Genomic DNA, 18,895 nt, shown 5'->3' on the forward strand with positions numbered 1-18,895 from the left:
CGGTGCCCGCACCTTCTACGACCAGCGCCGCGCCGTCGGGGACAGGCACCACCAAGCGCTGCGCGCCCTGGGCAACCGCCTCGTCGGCATCTTGCATGGCTGCCTACGCCACCACACCCGCTACGACGAACACAAAGCCTGGGCACACCGGCGCCGCGGCGGCTCGACACGTTAAGACCGGGGGATGTCTAGCGGGCACCCCGCACCCATCGAATGTGCGTCCACGGCGGCGACAGTGCGTCCACGGATTTGAATGTGCCCTCAGGTGAACCCAGACACCGGTCGGCCGCAGCGTGTCCACCCTCGACGCGCCGCGCTACCCGCACACTCAGGCCGTTCGGCGCCGAACAGACCGGCGCATCGGGCGATCCGCGCCGGCGCCGCGCACCCGACACATCAACGACGGGTATTCAGCTCCACCGCCTCACGAATAAGCGCCATAAATGCGTTTTCGTCGAGGGAATCGCCCTCGCGAATGTCGATAGCACGCCGCGTATTGCCGTCGAGACCGGCGTTGAACAAACCGGTGGGGTCGACCAATGAGGCGCCCTTAGCAAAGGTCACCTTCACCTGGGACTTGTAGGTCTCACCGGTGCACAGGATGCCGTCGTGCGACCAGACCGGAACGCCACGCCACTTCCATTCCTCGATCACGTCGGGATCGGCCTGCCTGATGTGCTTGCGGATCCACGCCAGCGTGTCACCCCGCCAGTCGGCCAGCTCCGCTATCCGCGCGTCGATGTTGTTGGTTGCGTCGCTCATGGTTCTAGCGCACCTGCTGAATGCGGATCAGGTTGCCGGCGGGATCACGCAGCGCGCAATCTCGGACCCCGTACGGCTGGTCGGTCGGTTCCTGAATCACCTCACCCTGACCGTATTGCACGCAGGTCTGCAGCCGCTCAAAGATGGCGTCGAGGTCCCTGGTGGCCAAGAGCAGGGTGCCGTAGGTGCCCTTGGCCATCATCTCGGAAATGGTGCGGCGCTCCTCGTCGGTGATGCCGGGGGTGGCCGTCGCTGGGTACAAGACGATCGAGGTGTCGGGCTGCTGGACAGAACCGACGGTGATCCATCGCATCGTGCCCTTCCCGACGTCGAGGCGGACCTCGAAGCCGAGGACGTCGCAATAGAACGCCAGCGATTCTTGCGGGTCCTCGTGCGGAAGGAAGCTTGAATGAATGGTGATGTCCATGACGCTCACGCTAGGTGCAGCGCGGTAACCGCGGCTTCTCGATTCCTGATCGGTCGGGTCACCTGCTTCGCCAGGCACGACGGAATGCTCTTCGTCACGCCAGCCGTCCGCTCTCGATAACGGCTGGGCGGCATGCCGACCAGCTCGGTGAAACGAGTGCTGAACGTGCCCAGCGACGAGCAGCCGACGGCGAAGCAAACCTCGGTGACGCTAACGTCCCCGCGACGCAGCAGCGCCATCGCGCGCTCGATGCGCCGCGTCATGAGATACGAATACGGGGATTCGCCGTAGGCCAGCTTGAATTGGCGGCTGAAGTGACCGGCGGACATATTCACGCTGCGGGCGAGCGCGTCGACGTTCAATGGCTGCGCATAGTCGCGGTCCATCCTGTCGCGAGCCCGCCGCAGCACCTTGAGGTCCCGTAACCGCTGAGCCTGCGCCGGTGTACTCATTTGCGACGGACAACCGCCCTTGCGGGAAAGCTTCAGGGCCGCCGGACTTCGAACGTCTCGTCGCACACCACCGCGTGGACGGGTCCGTCGAACTCGGCCTTGGCTTCACTGATGACATCCTCGCGCGACGTCCACGGCGGAATGTGGGTCAGCAGAAGCTCGCGGACGCCGGCCCGCCTTGCGGCACGTCCGGCTTCGGTTCCGGACAGATGCAGGTCCGGCGGACGGTCGGGAGAGTGCGTCCAGGAGGCTTCGCACAAGAAGACGTCGGCGTCGCGGGCCAACTCCACCAGCTGGTCACAACTTCCGGTGTCGCCGCTGTAGGCCAGTGACGCGCCGCTGGAATCGGTGAACCGCATCCCATAGGACTCGGTGGGGTGAGCAACAACCCGGGGCACCACCGTGATCGCGCCCAATGTCACCGGCTCACCGTCCACCCAGTGGTGGACATCGAAGATGTCCGAGCAATCGTCGATCTCACCGCCGTAGGGCGACGATGCCGCCCCCAACCGCGACCAGGTGTCGCTCGGGCCGTACAACAAGGCCTTGCCCTCGGGAGGCGATGGGTGGTAGCGGCGCCATACGAACAAACCCGGCATATCCAGGCAGTGGTCCGCGTGCAGATGCGACAACAACACATGAACCGATCCCGGATCCATGTGGCGTTGCAGTGCGCCTAGTACACCGCCACCGAAGTCGATGACGATCGGCGGGGTGTCCGGAGCCCGAAGCAGATAACCCGACGCAGCCGAATCCGGCCCCACGACGCTGCCGGAGCATCCGAGCACGGTTATTCGCACGGACACTACTGTGCCATGCCCATTACCGCGATGAGAAAAACATTGCCGCATTAGGTGAGCAGAATCTCGCGTTGACGCTATTTGACAGGCGGATGACGAACGGCTTCCACACCGGCAATCGCCGGACCCAGAAACCGTGCTGCCAGTCTGGTGAACGCTTCCGGGTCGCCGGTGGCTTCGAACACCCGGGTCGCCGGCGGTGCGTCGTGCGGGCGCAGCAACTCCAGTTCGGTCAACACCCGGAGCACTTCCTTGGCCGTTTCCTCGGCGCTCGAGACGAGCGTGACATGGTCGCCCATGGCCAGTTGAATCAGCCCGGACAGCAGCGGGTAGTGCGTGCAACCGAGCACCAAAGTGTCCACCCCGGCACGCTGCAGCGGCTCCAGATAACCCTCCGCCAGCCCCAGCACCTGACGGCCGCTGGTGACACCACGTTCGACGAAATCCACGAACCGCGGGCAGGCCACCGCGGTGATCTCGGTGTCCCGCGCGGCGGCGAACGCGTCTTGGTACGCGTGGGAGGTGATGGTCGCCCGCGTACCGATCACCCCGATGCGACCGTTGCGCGTGGCGACGACCGCGCGGCGCACAGCGGGCAGGATCACTTCCACGACGGGCACGTCGTATCGCTCCCGGGCGTCGCGCAGACAGGCCGCCGATGCCGTGTTGCAGGCGATGACCAAGGCCTTGACACCGCGGTCGACCAAGTCGTCGCCGATGGCCAGCGCGTGTGCACGAATCTCCGGGATGGTCAGCGGACCATAGGGGCCGTTGCCGGTGTCGCCGACGTAGACGATGTCTTCGTCGGGCAGCTGGTCGATGATGGCTCGCGCAACGGTCAGTCCGCCGACGCCGGAATCGAAGATCCCGACGGGCGCCAACGGCGAGTTCATGCCTTGCGACGCATCTTGGAAGGCAATTGCCGGTTGGCGGCCTTCTTCAGGGCACGGGCCTTGCGTTCCGGAGCCGACAAGAGGTATGCCGCGACGACGCCGGCAAGCGCCCCGCACAGATGCCCCTGCCATGACACCCCGCCGCACATCCCCAGCCGCGGCAGGGCGCCCAGCAGGACACCGCCGTAGACAAGCAACACCAGCAAACCGATGACGATGTCCCAGATCTTGCGGACAAATAGGCCGAACACCAGCAAGAAGGCCAGCCAGCCGAAAATCAGCCCGGACGCTCCGATGTGGTCGGTCGGCCCGCAGCTGCTGCCCACATTGCCGATGAGCCAGGTGCCGAAGCCGCCCAGTATCCAGACGATCACAGTGGCCCAGACGAACCGGGACAGTCCGGCCAACGTCATCAAGAAACCCAACACCAGAAGGGGCACCGTGTTGGCCATCAGATGCGCCCAGTTGGCATGCAGCAGCGGCGCAAAGACGATGCCCCACAATCCATCGGTTTCCAGGGGCCGGATGCCGTTGGCGTCCAGGGAATGACGCGTCAGCTGGTCGATCAGTTCAACGAGATACAGCAGCGCGACGAAGGTGAGGATCGTCACCCCGCCAACGACCCAGCGTGGCCGCTTTTCCGGTTGCTTCGCGGGTGTGCGCGGATGCGCAGTCATGGGCGGCGCTTCTCCTCATCGCTTCGTCCCCCGCAAGCGGGCGGTGCCCCCACTGCATCGTCGCCGGCGCGGTTCATGCCCACAACTGTCCTTCCAGAGCGTTCTCGGCATCACCCAGGCTACCGGCGTAAGCGCCGGTGGACAGGTACTTCCAGCCTGCGTCGGCCACCACGAAGGCGATGTCGGCGCGGTTACCCGCCCCGACGGCATGTGCCCCGATTCCAAGAGCGGCGTGCAGCACCGCGCCCGTCGAGATACCCGCGAAGATGCCCTCGGCTGCCGCCAGTTCACGAGTACGGCGCACCGCGTCATGCGCGCCGACGGAATAGCGGGCGGTCAGCACCTCGGGCTCATACAGTTCGGGAACGAAGCCCTCGTCGATGTTTCGCAACGCGTACACCCCTTCGCCGTAGCGTGGCTCGGCCGCGACGATCTGGACATCGGGTAGCCGCTCACGCAGAAACCGGCCGGTACCCATCAGCGTCCCGGCGGTGCCCAGGCCGGCAACGAAATGGGTGACTTCGGGCAGGTCTGCCAGCAGCTCGGGACCGGTGCCGCAGTAGTGCGCATCGGCGTTGGCCGGATTGCCGTACTGGTACAGCATCACCCACGACGGGTTGGCGGCGGCAAGCTCCTTAGCGGTGGCCACCGCTGTGTTGGATCCACCCTCGGCGGGCGAAAAAATGACCTGCGCGCCGTAGAGCTCCAAGAGCTGACGCCGTTCCACCGAGGTGTTCTCGGGCATCACGCAAATCAGCTGGTACCCCTTCAACCGCGCGGCCATCGCCAGCGAGATACCGGTGTTGCCACTGGTGGGCTCGAGAATGGTGGCACCGGGCGACAACAAGCCGTCTTGTTCGGCCCGTTCGATCATCCGCAGCGCCGGCCGGTCTTTGATCGATCCGGTCGGATTGCGGTCTTCAAGCTTGGCCCACAAGCGCACGTGAGCTGCATCGGTCTCGTCCGTCCAGAGGGGGGACAGCTGCCGAAGACCCACCAGCGGGGTATTGCCCAGGGCCTGTAGCAGCGAGTCGTATCGCGTCATGCGCTCCGCTTACCCACCCGCCACCGCGGGCAGGATAGTCACCGAGTCGCCGTCGGACAGCACGGTGTCCAGGCCACCGGAGAACCGCACGTCCTCGTCGTTGACGTAGACGTTGACGAATCGGTGCAGCTTGCCGTTATCGATCAGCCGCTCGGAGATACCCGAGTAGTTTGCCTCGAGGTCATTGATGACCGCGCCGAGCGTTTCGCCGGTCGCAAGAACGCGCTTCTGACCGCCGGTGTGGGGTCTCAAGACGGTCGGGATGGACACGGTGACGCTCATACAGGCCTTCCTAGTTCTCGGTGATTCTGGGCGACTCTGGGTGACTCTGGGCGGCGAGTCTGGGTGACTCTGGGCGGGGATTAATACTGCTCGACGACATGGACCGGCTCTTCGGTGACGGCACCCGCGACGATGCGATAGCTGCGTAGCTCCGGACGGTCGGCATCGCGGGTGGAAACCAGCACGTAGTGCGCGTCCGGTTCGGCGGCCAAGCTGACATCGGTGCGACTCGGGTAGGCCTCGGTCGCGGTGTGCGAGTGATAGATGACGACCGGCACTTCGTTGGCACGCTCCATGGCCCGCCAGACCTGGAGTTGCTCACCGGAATCAAACCGGTAGAAGGTCGGTGAGCGTTCGGCGTTGGTCATCGGGATGTGCCGCTGGGGACGGTCGGAACCCTCCGCGCCCGCGAGCACTCCACAGGCTTCGTCAGGATGATCGCGGCGCGCATGGTCGACGATCGCATCGACCAGGTCGGCACGAATCACCAGCACCTCAGCCGTTCCCTTCCCCGGGCTTTCCGAACGCTCCGGGCAACATGCCCCGGTAGCTAGGTATTCCGGCCACCGGCGCAGCGGCGATCACCGCAGCCAGGACCGCTCGGGCCAGGCAATCGCCGGCGGCCGCTCCCACCGCGCTGACCAGTCCCGTCTCCGGCGAAAGCGCGGCGGGAAGGTTCGGGTCCAGGGCCACCTCGACCGCACCGGTGGCCAGCGCGAAGACAGTGTCGCCGTCCAGCGGCGTGTGAGCGGGCCGGATTGAGCGGGCCAGGCCGTCGTGAGCCGTGATCGCGACCCGCCGGCACGCCGCCGGACTCAACGCCGCGTCCGTCGCGACCACCGCAATGGTGGTGTTCATGGGGCTGGGCGCCCTCGACAGCTGCGCCAACGCCGCGACCTGCTCGGCGGGCGGCCGAATCAGCGCGAACTCGTCGATCAAGTCCACCATCCACGGCAGGCCGGTGGCCGGATCAACGACGTTGCCCACCGAGTTCACCACCACTACCGCGCCGACGGTGACGCCGGACGGCAACACCGTCGACGCGGTGCCGACACCGCCCTTGAGGAGTCCGGCCCGCGCGCCGACGCCCGCACCCACGGTCCCGGCGGCGACACCGGTCCCCGCGGCGTCACAGGCCAGATAGCCGAAATCAGCTTCCGGCCGGCAACCCCAGCCTCCGACCGGCAGGTCGAAGATCACCGCGGCCGGGACAATGGGCACCACGCCGGCGCCCCCAGTACCCACTGCGACACCGCGCTGGCGTTCCTCCAACCAGCGCATGACGCCGTCCGCGGCGGCCAGACCGTAGGCGCTGCCGCCGGCGAGCAGCACCGCGTCCACGAAGCGCACACTGTTGACCGGGTCCAGCAGGTCAGTCTCGCGGGTTCCCGGCGCACCACCGCGGCAATCGACGGCACCGACCGTTCCGGGTGGTGCCAGTACCACGGTGACGCCGCATGCCCAGCCGCTGCCAAGCGACGCGTCGGGGTCAAGCCGCTGGTAATGGCCCACCCGGATGCCGCCGACGTCGGTGATGGCGTTCATCCCACTGCGATCGCGATCATCCGGGCTTGCCCATCAACACCAGAACGAGGTATTCCTGCAACACGGTCAGCCATTGGTAGACGTCATAGTGGGCGGCCATCGGATGGTCGGTCGGCAGCCGTTCGGGTCCCTGCGGTCCGACGTTGAGCAGGATCCCCAAGGTCAGCCGTAAGTCGTTGACGGCAGCGACCCAGGCGTTGGCGTCCGCCTCCGTCAGCTCGAACCGTCCGCCATTTTCTGGAACCGTCTGCAATAACTGCTGTGCCGCACCGCGTTTGGCGTCGATGATGGCTGGCTCATGCAAACTGCGCAGCGCCGCGTTGAGTGCTTCGGAGGCATGCAGAGTCATCGGGTCGCCCGGATCCAGTTTGTAGAAATCCGGCAACAGCCGGCGCAGTGTCGGGTCACCCGGACGGTCGGAGTGGCCCGTCTTTATGCCTGTGATCTCTTCGAGTTCATCTGTCGGAGCGGATGATTCGCGTTGATCGAACAGACCGACCATCGCACCGACTAAATTTTTGAGCAGGGCAGCCTCATGCGGAGCCAGAGCGGACCGAAAACGGGGACCGTTGCGGGTTTCGACGCGCTTCCATTTGCGCACGCTGGATCCGGATACCCTCGAAATCACCGGTCCTGCTGCATCGTCGCCCACAAACCGGCGGCATGCAGCTTGGACACGTCGACCTCCATGGCTTCCCGGCTGCCCGCCGAGACCACTGCCTTTCCCTCGTTGTGCACCTGCAGCATCAGCTTGGTGGCATGCGGCTCGCTGTAGCCGAACAACTTTTGGAACACATACGTCACGTAACTCATCAAGTTGACCGGATCGTCCCAGACGACGGTCACCCACGGACTGGCCGTCACATCGACCGGCGCGGACTCGCGTTGCCCGGTCGATCCGGGCTTGGCGGGCGCTGATGCAGCAACCATAGCCACAGGATAGCGAGCCACTGCCGTGGATACCGAGACCCCGACACCAACCGATACGGTGGCGGGGTGAATGACTCGGCCTCCGCTGGGCTCCTGACCGACAAGTATGAGCTGACCATGCTGGCCGCCGCGCTGCATGACGGCACAGCCAATCGCCGGACCACCTGGGAAGTGTTCGCCCGCCGGCTTCCCCCCGGCCGGCGATACGGGGTGGTCGCCGGAACCGGCCGGCTGCTGGAACTGTTGCCGCAGTTCAGGTTCGACGACGACGCAGGTGAGTTGCTGGCCCAATTCCTCGACCCCCAGACCCTGGATTACCTCCGGGATTTTCGCTTCTGCGGCGACATTGACGGCTACGCGGAAGGCGAACTGTACTTTCCCGGTTCCCCGGTTCTGTCGGTGCACGGCAGTTTCGCCGAATGCGTGCTGCTGGAAACGGTGGTGCTGTCGATCTTCAACCACGACACGGCAATCGCATCGGCGGCGGCGCGGATGGTCAGCGCCGCCGGAGACCGTCCGCTGATCGAAATGGGCTCACGCCGGACACATGAGCGCGCCGCGGTCGCCGCCGCCCGGGCCGCTTATATCGCGGGCTTTGCGGGCTCGTCCAACCTGGAAGCTCAGCGGCGATACGGGATACCGACCGAAGGCACCGCCGCCCACGCGTTCACCATGCTCCACGCCCTCCGCGACGCCGCCCCGGAAGTGGCGGAATTGGCCGCATTCCGCGCCCAGGTCGAGGCACTGGGCGCCGACACGACGCTGCTCGTGGACACCTATGACGTGACGACGGGCATCGCCAATGCTGTCGCGGCCGCCGGTACCGGGCTTGGTGCGGTCCGCATCGACTCCGGCGAGTTGGGCGTGCTGGCACGGCAAGCGCGCGATCAGCTCGACCAACTCGGCGCCCACCAGACCCGCATCATGCTCTCGGGCGACCTCGACGAGTTCTCCATCGCCGCGCTACGCGCCGAGCCGGTCGACAGTTACGGCGTCGGCACGTCGCTGGTCACCGGTTCGGGTGCACCCACCGCGAGCATGGTCTACAAACTGGTCGAGGTCGACGGGATCCCGGTGCAAAAACGCAGCAGTCACAAGCAGTCCCGCGGCGGCCGCAAAGAAGCCCTGCGGCTGTCGAAGCCCACCGGCACCATCACCGAGGAGATCGTGCATCCGGCTGGGCGCCCGCCGGCCACCACCGAGTCGCACCGAGTGTTGACCACGCCGCTGGTTCGCGGCGGAGACGTGGTCGCCGATACGGGTGCCGCTGCGCTTGCGGCGGCACGCAAGCTCGTCGCATCCGGTTTGGGCAGCTTGCCCTGGGAGGGATTGAAATTGGCGCCCGGCGAACCGGCCATCCCGACGCAGACAATCTGACAAGGAGCACGCCACGCCTGGGTTGTCGGTTCAAGAGCTGCTGGCCGTCGCGGTGGCCGCGCTCGGTGGCAGCGAACGCCGCGGCCAGCTGGAAATGGCCAACGCCGTCGAGCAGGCTTTCACGACCGGCCAGCACCTCGTCGTCCAGGCCGGCACCGGCACCGGGAAGTCGCTGGCGTACCTGGTTCCGGCGATTGTCCGTGCGGTCGGCGACGACGGGCCCGTCGTGGTGTCTACCGCAACGATCGCCCTGCAGCGGCAACTCGTCGATCGCGACCTTCCCCGCTTAGCCGATGCGCTCGCCACCGCACTGCCCCGCCGGCCGCAGTTCGCGTTGCTGAAGGGGCGGGGAAACTACCTGTGTCTCAACAAGGTTCATAACGGCAGCGCAACCAGTGACCCGACCGGGGAGCCGCAGGAGGAGCTCTTCAACCCCATGGCCGTCACCGCACTGGGGCGCGACGTGCAACGCCTCACCGAATGGGCGGCTACCACCGACTCCGGAGACCGCGACGACCTCAAGCCCGGCGTGGCTGACCGGTCGTGGTCGCAGGTCAGCGTCTCCGCACGGGAATGCGTCGGCGTGGCCCGATGCCCGTTTGGCTCCCAATGCTTCTCCGAACGGGCCCGCGCCAGGGCGGGCGCGGCCGATGTCGTCGTCACCAATCATGCGCTGCTGGCCGTGGACGCCGTGGCCGAATCCTCGGTGTTGCCGGAGCACCGACTGCTGGTGGTCGACGAGGCGCATGAATTGGCCGACCGGGTGACCTCGGTGGCAACCGCTGAGCTGACGTCGGCGACACTCAGTGTGGCGGCGCGGCGGATCGCCCGGTTGGTCGGCCCCGAAGTGCTCGAGCGGTTGGAAGCGGCATCGGCGACTTTTTCCTCGGCGATCCACGACGCGTCACCCGGGCGCATCGATTACCTCGACGACGAGTTGGCGACATACCTGACGGCGCTGCGCGACGCAGCCGGCGCAGCCCGGTCGGCGATCGACAGCAGCAGCGACACGACAGCGGCATCCGCCCGGGCCGAAGCCGCGGCGGCCCTGACCGACATCTGCGATACCGCGTCGCGAATCCTGACGTCCTTCACCCCATCCATTCCCGAGCGCACCGACGTGGTCTGGCTGGACCACGAGGAGAACCGCGGTTCGCCGCGCAGCGTGCTGCGGGTGGCCCCGCTGTCGGTCGCCGACCTGCTGGCCCGCCAGGTGCTCGACCGCTCGACGGCGGTGCTGACCTCGGCGACGCTGACGATCGGCGGCACCTTCGATGCGATGGCGGCGGCCTGGGGCTTGACGTCAGACCCGCCTTCGGATACCGGCTGGCGCGGGCTCGACGTGGGATCGCCGTTCCAGCACGCGAAGTCGGGAATTCTCTACGTGGCGGCCCATCTTCCCCCGCCCGGGCGGGACGGCACCGGATCGGCCGAGCAACTGACCGAAATCGCCGAACTCATCACCGCGGCCGGCGGGCGCACCCTTGGCCTATTCTCCTCGATGCGCGCGGCGCGCGCCGCCGCCGAAGCCATGCGCGACCGGCTTTCCACACCGGTGTTGTGCCAGGGCGACGACAGCACCTCCGCGCTGGTCGAGCAGTTCAGCGCCGACCCTGCCACCTCGCTGTTCGGCACGCTGTCGTTATGGCAGGGTGTCGACGTCCCTGGACCTTCGCTGTCGCTGGTCCTGATCGACCGCATCCCGTTTCCCCGCCCGGACGACCCCCTGCTGAGCGCGCGCCAGCGCGCGGTGGCGGCTCGCGGCGGCAACGGTTTCATGACGGTCGCGGCCAACCATGCGGCGCTGCTGCTGGCGCAGGGCGCGGGCCGGCTGTTGCGCCGGGTCACCGACCGTGGGGTGGTGGCGGTGTTGGACTCCCGCATGGTGACCGCACGCTACGGGGACTACCTGCGAGCCTCGCTGCCCCCGTTCTGGCAGACCACCAGCGCCACGCAGGTCCGCGCCGCACTGCAACGACTGTCGGCCGTAGACTCATCAGCCCCTGGCCAGCGTGACCAGCCCTAGCTCGTTACCGTCGGCGAGCATCGGATGGCGCGGGAGCACCCGCACGGTGTACCCGACGGACCCTGCCAGCGGCAGCGGCGTTGTCGTCGAAAAGATGTGGCTGACGCCATCAGTGCCGGTGTGCGCCATATCGACGGTGGTCGGATCCAGCAGCGCATCGCCGGCGTCGACCCTGCCCAGCACCGCCTGCACGGTCACCTCGTCGGGCTGTAGCCCCGCCAGCTGCACGATTGCGGTCAAGGTCAGCTTGGAGCCCAGCAGCGGAGTGTCGGGCAGCCCAGCGCTGTCCACGTCGGTGATCTCGATTTGCGGCCACGCTGCTGCGGCCCGCCGCCGGTAGGCGGCCAAGTCGCGGGCCCCGCCGAACTCGGCGCGGTCGTCGGCGGCACCGACGGTCTTGCGCCACGAGTTCGCCGCCGGCGCATAGTAGTGCTCGGCGTAGTCGCGCACCATGCGAGAAGCCAGCACTTTGGGTCCCAGGGTCTGCAGGGTGTGGCGCACCATCTCCATCCATCGCGGGGGAACGCCGTGTTCGTCGCGCTCGTAGAACTTCGGCGCCACCGCCTGTTCCAGCAGGCTGTAGAGCCCGCTGGCTTCGAGGTCATCGCGTCGTTCCGGATCGGCCACACCGTCGGCAGACGGTATCTCCCAGCCGTTTTCGCCGTCGTACCATTCGTCCCACCACCCGTCGCGGATGGACAAGTTCAGCCCCCCGTTGAGCGCACTTTTCATCCCCGAGGTTCCGCACGCCTCCAACGGCCGCAACGGGTTGTTCAGCCACACGTCGCAACCCCAGTACAACAACCGGGCCATGGACATGTCGTAGTTGGGCAAGAACGCGATCCGGTGGCGCACCTGCGGTCGGTCGGCGAAGCGCACCACCTGCTGGATCAGGGCCTTTCCGCCGTCGTCGGCCGGATGCGACTTGCCCGCCACGATCAGCTGTATTGGCCGTTCCGGGTCGAGCAGCAGCTTCTCGAGTCGATCTGGATCACGCAGCATCAGGGTCAGCCGCTTGTATGTCGGAACTCGGCGGGCGAACCCGATGGTCAACACATCCGGATCAAAAGCCGTTGCAATCCAGCCCAATTCAGCTTCTGAGGCGCCGCGTTCCAGCCATGACTGACGCAACCGGGCCCGGACGTCCGCAACCAGCAACGAGCGCAGCTGAGACCGGATCCACCACAGATGGCCGGCATCCACCTGCTGCAACCGTAGCCAGACGGCCGGCTCGGCGAAGGAGTCCGAACCGGCCAATTCGCGGCCCAGTTGCAGCCATTGCGGCGCCGCCCAACTGCGGGCGTGCACTCCGTTGGTGATCGAGCCGATCGGTACTTCGTCGGGGTCGAATCCGGGCCACAGCTCGTTGAACATGGCCCGGCTGACCCTGCCGTGCAGCAGCGAAACACCGTTGGCCCGTTGCGCCAGCCGCAGACCCATGTGGGCCATGTTGAACTTGGTGGGATCGTCCTCGGCGCCCAGCGCCAGGATCCGATCGGTCGGCACCCCCGGCAGCAGCCTCGCCTCGTCATCGCCGAAGTAACGCTGCACCATGTCCACCGGGAACCGGTCGATACCGGCTGGCACCGGAGTGTGCGTGGTGAACACCGTGCTGGACCGCACCACCGTCAGCGCGGTATCGAAGTCCAATCCCGAATCGGTGATCAGTTCCCGGATGCGTTCGGCTCCCAGGAACCCGGCGTGGCCCTCGTTCATGTGGAAAACCTCGGGGGCCGGCAGCCCCTGGATGGCGGTGAACGCGCGGATCGCCCGTATCCCGCCGATGCCGGCCAAGATCTCCTGTTTGATCCGGTGTTCCTGGTCACCCCCGTAAAGGCGGTCGGTCACGCTGCGCAGCTCGTGCTCGTTTTCCGGGATGTCGGAATCCAGCAGCAGCAGCGGAACCCGGCCTACCTGTGCGATCCAGATCCGCGCCCGCAGTTGCGCGGAGTCCGGCAGTGCCAGCTCGACCAGCACCGGATCACCGCTGGCGTAGGTGAGCAGACGCAACGGCAGCCCATGCGGATCCAACGACGGATAGGTCTCCTGCTGCCAGCCGTCAGCGGTCAGCGACTGCCGAAAGTATCCCGAGCGGTAGTAGAGACCGACCGCGATCAGCGGCAATCCCAGATCCGATGCGGCCTTCAGGTGATCTCCAGCCAGGATCCCAAGGCCGCCCGAGTAATTGGGCAGCACCTCGGCAATGCCGAATTCCATCGAGAAATACGCGATGCTGGCGGGCAGCGTCAGCCCCGACGCAGCCGCGGTGCCCGTCTGCTCTTGCTGCTGATACCCCTGCTCTTGTTGCTGATACCACAGTGGACGGCTCAGATAGTCGTTGAGGTCGGCCGCCTGCTCGTCGAGGCGGCGCAGGAATTCCTCGTCGAGGGCCAATTCGTCCAGGCGCGCCGGTTTGACCGCACCCAGCACCGCCACCGGGTCGTTGCCGCAGCTTGCCCACAATGCCGGGTCGATGCTGGCGAACAGGTCCTGCGTGGCCTTTTCCCAGGACCACCGCAGGTTGGTCGACAACTGGTCCAGCGCGGCAAGACGGTCGGGCAAATGAGCACGGACGGTAAACCGGCGGAGGGCTTTCACGCGTCTTTACCTTACTGAGGATTCCGCTCGGCGCAGGGCACTCGGCGACAGGTTCGGCCTCGCCGGTGTGGCCGGACACTAGGGTGGGTATGGGGCGCTAAGGCGAGCAGCCAACGACACACGATGGTCACCCCGGCGACACCGCTGTTGCTCGTCGCCGGGGTGACGAGCCCAGGAACGGGCGGCATGGCAGGCCAAGGGCGGAGCTAGGTCGGTTCCCCGCCTGCGTGGGCGAGCCGCGAACAGAACGGAGTGATTTGGTGCCCGGTCGTGTCGAGATCGATGACGTCCAGCCCGTCGTCTCATGCGGCACCTATCCCGCCAAGGCGGTGGTCGGTGAGGTGGTGCCGGTCAGCGCCTCGGTATGGCGCGAGGGACACGAAGCCGTGGCCGCGACCCTGGTCGTGCGCTACCTGGGTCCGCGTTATCCCCAGGTCACCGACATACGCCGGGTCTCGGCGGTGCGGGCGCTGGAATCCGAAGTGGCAGCCAAGCCGGCAGAACATCAGCGCGTCAAACCGCTGACGTTGCCGATGACGATGGGCACGGAGCCCTACGTCTTCCACGGCCAGTTCTGCCCCGACAGCGTCGGGCTATGGACGTTCCGGGTCGACGGCTGGGGCGACCCGGTGCACACCTGGCGGCATGGCCTGGTGGCCAAACTCGACGCCGGCCAAGGCGAAAAGGAGCTGTCCAACGACCTGCTGATCGGTGCCGCGCTACTCGAGCGCGCCGCCACCGGGGTGCCCCGTGCGCAACGCTGGCCGCTGATGGAAGCAGCCGCAGCGTTGCGGAATCCCGGTGACCCCGTGACCCGCTCCGCGCTGGCCCTGTCCCCGGAAATCGAGGACTTGCTCAAGACCTATCCGCTGCGGGATCTGGTTACCCGTGGCGAACAGTTCGGGATCTGGGTCGACCGGCCGCTGGCTCGCTTCGGGGCGTGGTACGAGATCTTCCCCCGCTCCACCGGAGGCTGGGACGACGACGGCACACCGATACATGGCACCTTTGCCACCGCGGCGGCCGAACTGCCGCGCATCGCGCGGATGGGCTTCGACGTGGTCTACCTGCCGCCGATCCATCCGATCGGCAAAGTCCACCGCAAGGGCCGCAACAATAACCCGACCGCCGCGCCCGGCGACGTGGGGTCTCCGTGGGCCATCGGCAGCGACGAGGGCGGTCACGACGCAATCCACCCGGCCCTGGGCACCATCGATGATTTCGACGACTTCGTTGCGGCGGCGCGTGACCTGGGCGTGGAGGTGGCCCTGGACCTCGCCCTGCAATGCGCGCCGGACCATCCGTGGGCACGTGAACACCGCAACTGGTTTACCGAACTGCCGGACGGCACCATCGCCTACGCGGAGAACCCGCCGAAGAAATATCAGGATATCTATCCACTCAACTTCGACAACGACCCCGCCGGACTCTACGACGAAGTGCTGCGCGTGGTACGACATTGGATCGACCACGGCGTCAAGTTCTTTCGGGTCGACAACCCGCACACCAAGCCACCCGACTTCTGGTCTTGGCTGATCGGTCAGGTCAAGACCACCCACCCCGACGTGCTTTTCTTGTCCGAGGCATTCACTCCCCCGGCCCGCCAGTACGGGCTGGCCAAACTGGGTTTCACGCAGTCCTACAGTTACTTCACGTGGCGCACGTCCAAGTGGGAGCTCACCGAATTCGGCAACGAAATCGCCGACTATGCCGACTTCCGCCGACCCAACCTCTTCGTCAACACCCCCGACATCTTGCACGCCGTCCTGCAACACAACGGTCCCGGCATGTTCGCCATCCGCGCCGTGTTGGCGGCCACCATGTGCCCGGCCTGGGGCGTGTACTCCGGTTATGAGCTGTTCGAGCACCGGGCGGTGCGGGAAGGCAGTGAGGAATACCTGGACTCGGAAAAATACGAACTGCGTCCCCGTGACTTCGCAGGCGCGCTTGCCGCAGGCAGGTCACTGGAGCCGTTCATCACAGCGCTCAACGCAATTCGGCGACTGCATCCCGCGCTGCAGCAGCTACGCACCATTCATTTCCACCATGTCGACAACGAGGCAATGCTGGCCTACAGCAAGTTCGACCCGGCAACCGGAGACTGTGTTCTGGTGGTGGTCACGCTCAACGCCCTCGGGACCGAGGAAGCAACCCTGTGGCTGGACATGGCCGCGCTGGGTATGGAGCCCTACGAGCGGTTTTGGGTCCGCGACGAGATAACCGGCCAGGAATTCAATTGGGGGCAAGCAAATTATGTTCGCATCGACCCGGCGCAAGCAGTCGCCCACGTCATCAACATGCCACTCATTCCGGAGGAATCCCGAATCACGCTGCTGCGCAGGAGGTGAGCAACTTGAGCCGATCCAATAGCCGAACCGATCAACTGCCCGGAACACACTTGGCGCCCGACCCCGCCGAGCTGGCTCTGCTGGTTGCCGGCACCCACCACAACCCACACAACATCCTGGGCGCCCACGAATATGGCGACCACACGGTCATCCGGGCATTTCGTCCGCACGCGGTCAGCGTCGTCGCGCTCGTCGGTGACGACCCATTGCCCATGCAGCACATTGACGCCGGGCTGTTCGCGGTGGCACTGCCCTTCGTCAATTTGATCGATTACCGGTTGCAGGTCAGCTACGACGGCGCGGACCCCTATACGGTCGCCGACGCTTATCGCTTTCTGCCCACCCTGGGTGAGGTCGACCTCCATCTGTTCGCCGAGGGACGCCACGAGCGACTCTGGGAAGTCCTTGGCGCACATCCCCGCTCGTTCACCACGGCCGACGGTGTGGCGACGGGTGTGTCGTTTGCGGTGTGGGCACCCAACGCCAAGGGCGTCAGCCTGATCGGCGATTTCAACGGCTGGACCGGAAACGACGCGCCAATGCGCGTGCTGGGTTCCTCGGGAGTGTGGGAGTTGTTCTGGCCAGGTTTCCCGGACGACGGCCTCTACAAGTTCCGGGTGCACGGCGCCGACGGCGTCGTGACCGATCGCGCCGACCCGTTCGCGTTCGGCGCCGAGGTACCGCCCCAGACGGCATCGCGCGTGACGGTGAGCGATTACACCTGGGCCGACGCCGACTGGATGACTCGGCGTGCCCAGCGCAATCCGGTGTTCGAGCCGATGAGTACCTACGAAGTCCACCTAGGTTCCTGGCGTCCGGGGCTGAGCTACCGCCAGCTCGCCCGTGAACTGACCGATTACGTGGTAACCCACGGGTTTACTCACGTGGAGCTACTGCCGGTGGCCGAGCACCCCTTCGCCGGATCCTGGGGATACCAGGTCACGTCGTACTACGCCCCGACTTCGCGTTTCGGCAGCCCCGACGATTTCCGCGCGCTGGTCGACGCCCTTCACCAAGCCGGCGTCGGGGTCATCGTGGACTGGGTGCCCGCCCACTTCCCCAAGGACGCCTGGGCCCTCGGACGCTTCGACGGCACTGCCCTCTATGAGCATTCCGATCCCAAACGTGGCGAGCAACTAGACTGGGGCACTTACGTTTTCGACTTCGGCCGTCCGGAGGTACGAAACTTTCTGGTAGCCAACGCGTTGTACTGGCTGCAGGAATTCCACATCGACGGCCTGCGGGTGGATGCGGTGGCATCGATGCTCTACCTGGATTACTCACGTCCCGAGGGCGGCTGGACCCCCAACATCTACGGCGGGCGGGAGAACCTGGAGGCGGTGCAGTTCCTTCAGGAAATGAACGCCACCGCGCACAAGGTGGCGCCGGGCATTGTCACCATCGCCGAGGAGTCAACGTCGTGGCCCGGAGTGACGAGGCCGACGAGCCTTGGCGGCCTTGGCTTTTCGATGAAATGGAACATGGGCTGGATGCACGACACGCTTGACTACATCAGTCGCGACCCGGTCTACCGCAGCTTTCACCACCATGAGATGACCTTCTCGATGCTGTATGCGTTCAGTGAGAACTACGTGCTGCCACTCAGCCATGACGAGGTGGTGCACGGCAAGGGGACGCTGTGGGGCCGGATGCCGGGTAACAACCACACGAAGGCCGCCGGGCTTCGCAGTCTGCTCGCCTATCAGTGGGCACACCCGGGCAAACAACTGCTGTTCATGGGCCAGGAATTCGGCCAGCGGGCCGAATGGTCCGAGCAAAATGGTCTGGACTGGTATCAACTCGACGAGCAAGGCTTCTCGAACGGGATCCTGCGTCTGGTGCGCGACATCAACGACATCTACCGCAACCACCCGGCACTGTGGAGCCAAGATACCGTTCCGGCGGGCTATTCCTGGATCGACGCCAACGATTCGGCCAACAACGTGTTGAGCTTCCTGCGGTACGGCAACGACGGCTCAGTGATGGCGTGCGTGTTCAATTTCGCGGGCACCGAGCACGGCGGCTACCGGCTCGGCCTCCCGGCGGCGGGCCGCTGGCGCGAGGTCCTCAACACCGACGCAACCGACTACAGCGGGACCGGAGTGGGCAACCTCGGCGGTGTGGATGCCACCGACGACCCGTGGCATGGCCGCCCCGCCTCGGCGGTGCTGGTGCTGCCGCCGACGTCGGCGTTATGGCTGGAGCCGGTTAAGCCTTAGCAGCCGCGTCGGAGGAAACTTTCCGCCTGAATTATTTCGAAGACCCAGAGAACGCCGGACCGCTGGGTCCTGCCGAAACGCCTGCATGCCTGCACTGTGCGGTCAGACGGACAAGGCCGATGTCGCGCTCCGGATCTAGGCGACCCGGTGATATTCCGTACCGACACGAGCAATCGATGGTGGGCGCTGTCGATGGCCCGCAACCCGTGTCAGCCGGGTACGCCGCTTATGCCGTTTAGACCATGCTTGCCGGGTGCGCCGGCCGCGCCGGCACTGCCGTTCCCGCCACTGATCGCGCCGCTTCCGCCGCTACCACCGCTTCCGCCGCTACCGCCGCTACCACCTGTCCCACCGATGCCACCGAGACCGCCGGGCCCGCCGGCGCCAGAGCCGCCGAGCAGTCCGCCCGCGCCAGCCGCGCCGCCGTTTCCGCCGTTCCCCCCGGCGCCTCCGGCCCCGCCCTCACCACCGGTCCCCCCATCACCGCCATCGCCGCCGTCGGCACCCATATGCC

General features: G+C 66.2%; 18 protein-coding genes and 2 pseudogenes. 5 read left to right on the forward strand and 15 right to left on the reverse strand.

Annotation, left to right across the window (positions count from 1 at the left end; all coding sequences use genetic code 11):
- Positions 1 to 175: pseudogene (locus EET13_RS20000) on the forward strand (IS110 family transposase); the annotation flags it as partial.
- A 221-nt stretch (positions 176 to 396) separates the two neighbouring features.
- Here the strand turns inward: EET13_RS20000 and EET13_RS20005 are convergent.
- From EET13_RS20005 to clpS, 13 genes and pseudogenes are all read right to left on the reverse strand, one after another.
- Positions 397 to 762: a DUF1801 domain-containing protein gene (locus EET13_RS20005; RefSeq protein ID WP_122443916.1), complete on the reverse strand. Its 366-nt coding sequence runs from the start codon at positions 760 to 762 to the stop codon at positions 397 to 399.
- 4 nt (positions 763 to 766) lie between these two features.
- On the reverse strand, positions 767 to 1,189 hold the full coding sequence (locus EET13_RS20010; RefSeq protein WP_122443928.1) for a VOC family protein: 423 nt from the start codon (positions 1,187 to 1,189) through the stop codon (positions 767 to 769).
- A gap of 5 nt (positions 1,190 to 1,194) precedes the next feature.
- Entirely contained in the window at positions 1,195 to 1,641 is a 447-nt protein-coding gene (locus EET13_RS20015; protein ID WP_122443917.1) for a helix-turn-helix transcriptional regulator, read from the reverse strand.
- A 32-nt stretch (positions 1,642 to 1,673) separates the two neighbouring features.
- The gene (locus tag EET13_RS20020; RefSeq protein ID WP_211186482.1) at positions 1,674 to 2,447 is read right to left on the reverse strand and encodes a cyclic nucleotide-degrading phosphodiesterase; all 774 of its coding nucleotides are present in this window, start codon (positions 2,445 to 2,447) and stop codon (positions 1,674 to 1,676) included.
- A 71-nt stretch (positions 2,448 to 2,518) separates the two neighbouring features.
- On the reverse strand, positions 2,519 to 3,334 hold the full coding sequence (gene murI, locus EET13_RS20025) for a glutamate racemase (protein WP_122443919.1): 816 nt from the start codon (positions 3,332 to 3,334) through the stop codon (positions 2,519 to 2,521).
- Positions 3,331 to 4,011, reverse strand: coding sequence for a rhomboid family intramembrane serine protease (locus EET13_RS20030; protein ID WP_122443920.1), 681 nt, complete (start codon positions 4,009 to 4,011; stop codon positions 3,331 to 3,333). Before EET13_RS20030 ends, murI begins: the two co-directional genes overlap by 4 nt.
- Positions 4,008 to 4,085: pseudogene (locus tag EET13_RS31700) on the reverse strand (hypothetical protein); the annotation flags it as partial. The gene EET13_RS20030 and the pseudogene EET13_RS31700, both read right to left, overlap by 4 nt.
- On the reverse strand, positions 4,085 to 5,056 hold the full coding sequence (locus EET13_RS20035; RefSeq protein WP_122443921.1) for a PLP-dependent cysteine synthase family protein: 972 nt from the start codon (positions 5,054 to 5,056) through the stop codon (positions 4,085 to 4,087). The gene EET13_RS20035 and the pseudogene EET13_RS31700, both read right to left, overlap by 1 nt.
- 9 nt (positions 5,057 to 5,065) lie before the next feature.
- On the reverse strand, positions 5,066 to 5,338 hold the full coding sequence (locus tag EET13_RS20040; RefSeq protein WP_122443922.1) for a MoaD/ThiS family protein: 273 nt from the start codon (positions 5,336 to 5,338) through the stop codon (positions 5,066 to 5,068).
- An 80-nt stretch (positions 5,339 to 5,418) separates the two neighbouring features.
- Positions 5,419 to 5,832 (reverse strand): M67 family metallopeptidase, encoded by a 414-nt coding sequence (locus tag EET13_RS20045; RefSeq protein ID WP_122443923.1) that lies wholly within the window; start codon positions 5,830 to 5,832, stop codon positions 5,419 to 5,421.
- A gap of 1 nt (position 5,833) precedes the next feature.
- Positions 5,834 to 6,883, reverse strand: coding sequence for a P1 family peptidase (locus EET13_RS20050; RefSeq protein WP_122443924.1), 1,050 nt, complete (start codon positions 6,881 to 6,883; stop codon positions 5,834 to 5,836).
- Positions 6,884 to 6,899: 16 nt separating this feature from the next.
- Complete coding sequence (gene aosR, locus EET13_RS20055; RefSeq protein WP_122443929.1) at positions 6,900 to 7,484, reverse strand: oxidative stress transcriptional regulator AosR; 585 nt, start codon at positions 7,482 to 7,484, stop codon at positions 6,900 to 6,902.
- 23 nt (positions 7,485 to 7,507) lie between these two features.
- Entirely contained in the window at positions 7,508 to 7,813 is a 306-nt protein-coding gene (clpS, locus tag EET13_RS20060; protein WP_023366194.1) for an ATP-dependent Clp protease adapter ClpS, read from the reverse strand.
- Between the two features lie 66 nt (positions 7,814 to 7,879).
- Between clpS and EET13_RS20065 the strand changes: the two genes are divergently transcribed.
- Positions 7,880 to 9,190 carry a nicotinate phosphoribosyltransferase gene (locus EET13_RS20065; protein ID WP_122443925.1) on the forward strand — a complete coding sequence of 437 codons (1,311 nt, stop codon included), beginning with the start codon at positions 7,880 to 7,882 and terminating at the stop codon, positions 9,188 to 9,190.
- A 22-nt stretch (positions 9,191 to 9,212) separates the two neighbouring features.
- Entirely contained in the window at positions 9,213 to 11,216 is a 2,004-nt protein-coding gene (locus tag EET13_RS20070; protein WP_122443926.1) for an ATP-dependent DNA helicase, read from the forward strand.
- Here EET13_RS20070 and glgP read toward each other — a convergent pair.
- Entirely contained in the window at positions 11,187 to 13,814 is a 2,628-nt protein-coding gene (glgP, locus tag EET13_RS20075; protein WP_122443927.1) for an alpha-glucan family phosphorylase, read from the reverse strand. The genes EET13_RS20070 and glgP overlap by 30 nt on opposite strands.
- Positions 13,815 to 14,074: 260 nt before the next feature.
- Between glgP and EET13_RS20080 the strand changes: the two genes are divergently transcribed.
- Both EET13_RS20080 and glgB read left to right on the forward strand, forming a co-directional pair.
- Entirely contained in the window at positions 14,075 to 16,162 is a 2,088-nt protein-coding gene (locus EET13_RS20080) for an alpha-1,4-glucan--maltose-1-phosphate maltosyltransferase (protein ID WP_122443930.1), read from the forward strand.
- A gap of 5 nt (positions 16,163 to 16,167) precedes the next feature.
- The gene (gene glgB, locus EET13_RS20085) at positions 16,168 to 18,381 is read left to right on the forward strand and encodes a 1,4-alpha-glucan branching protein GlgB (RefSeq protein WP_122443931.1); all 2,214 of its coding nucleotides are present in this window, start codon (positions 16,168 to 16,170) and stop codon (positions 18,379 to 18,381) included.
- A gap of 209 nt (positions 18,382 to 18,590) precedes the next feature.
- On the opposite strand, the gene EET13_RS20090 is transcribed toward glgB, so the two are convergent.
- Positions 18,591 to 18,895 (reverse strand): hypothetical protein (locus EET13_RS20090; RefSeq protein WP_211189104.1); only part of this gene is annotated, 305 nt, incomplete at its 5' end.

The sequence above is a fragment of the Mycobacterium attenuatum genome, from assembly GCF_900566085.1.
Taxonomy (GTDB): Bacteria; Actinomycetota; Actinomycetes; order Mycobacteriales; family Mycobacteriaceae; genus Mycobacterium; species Mycobacterium attenuatum.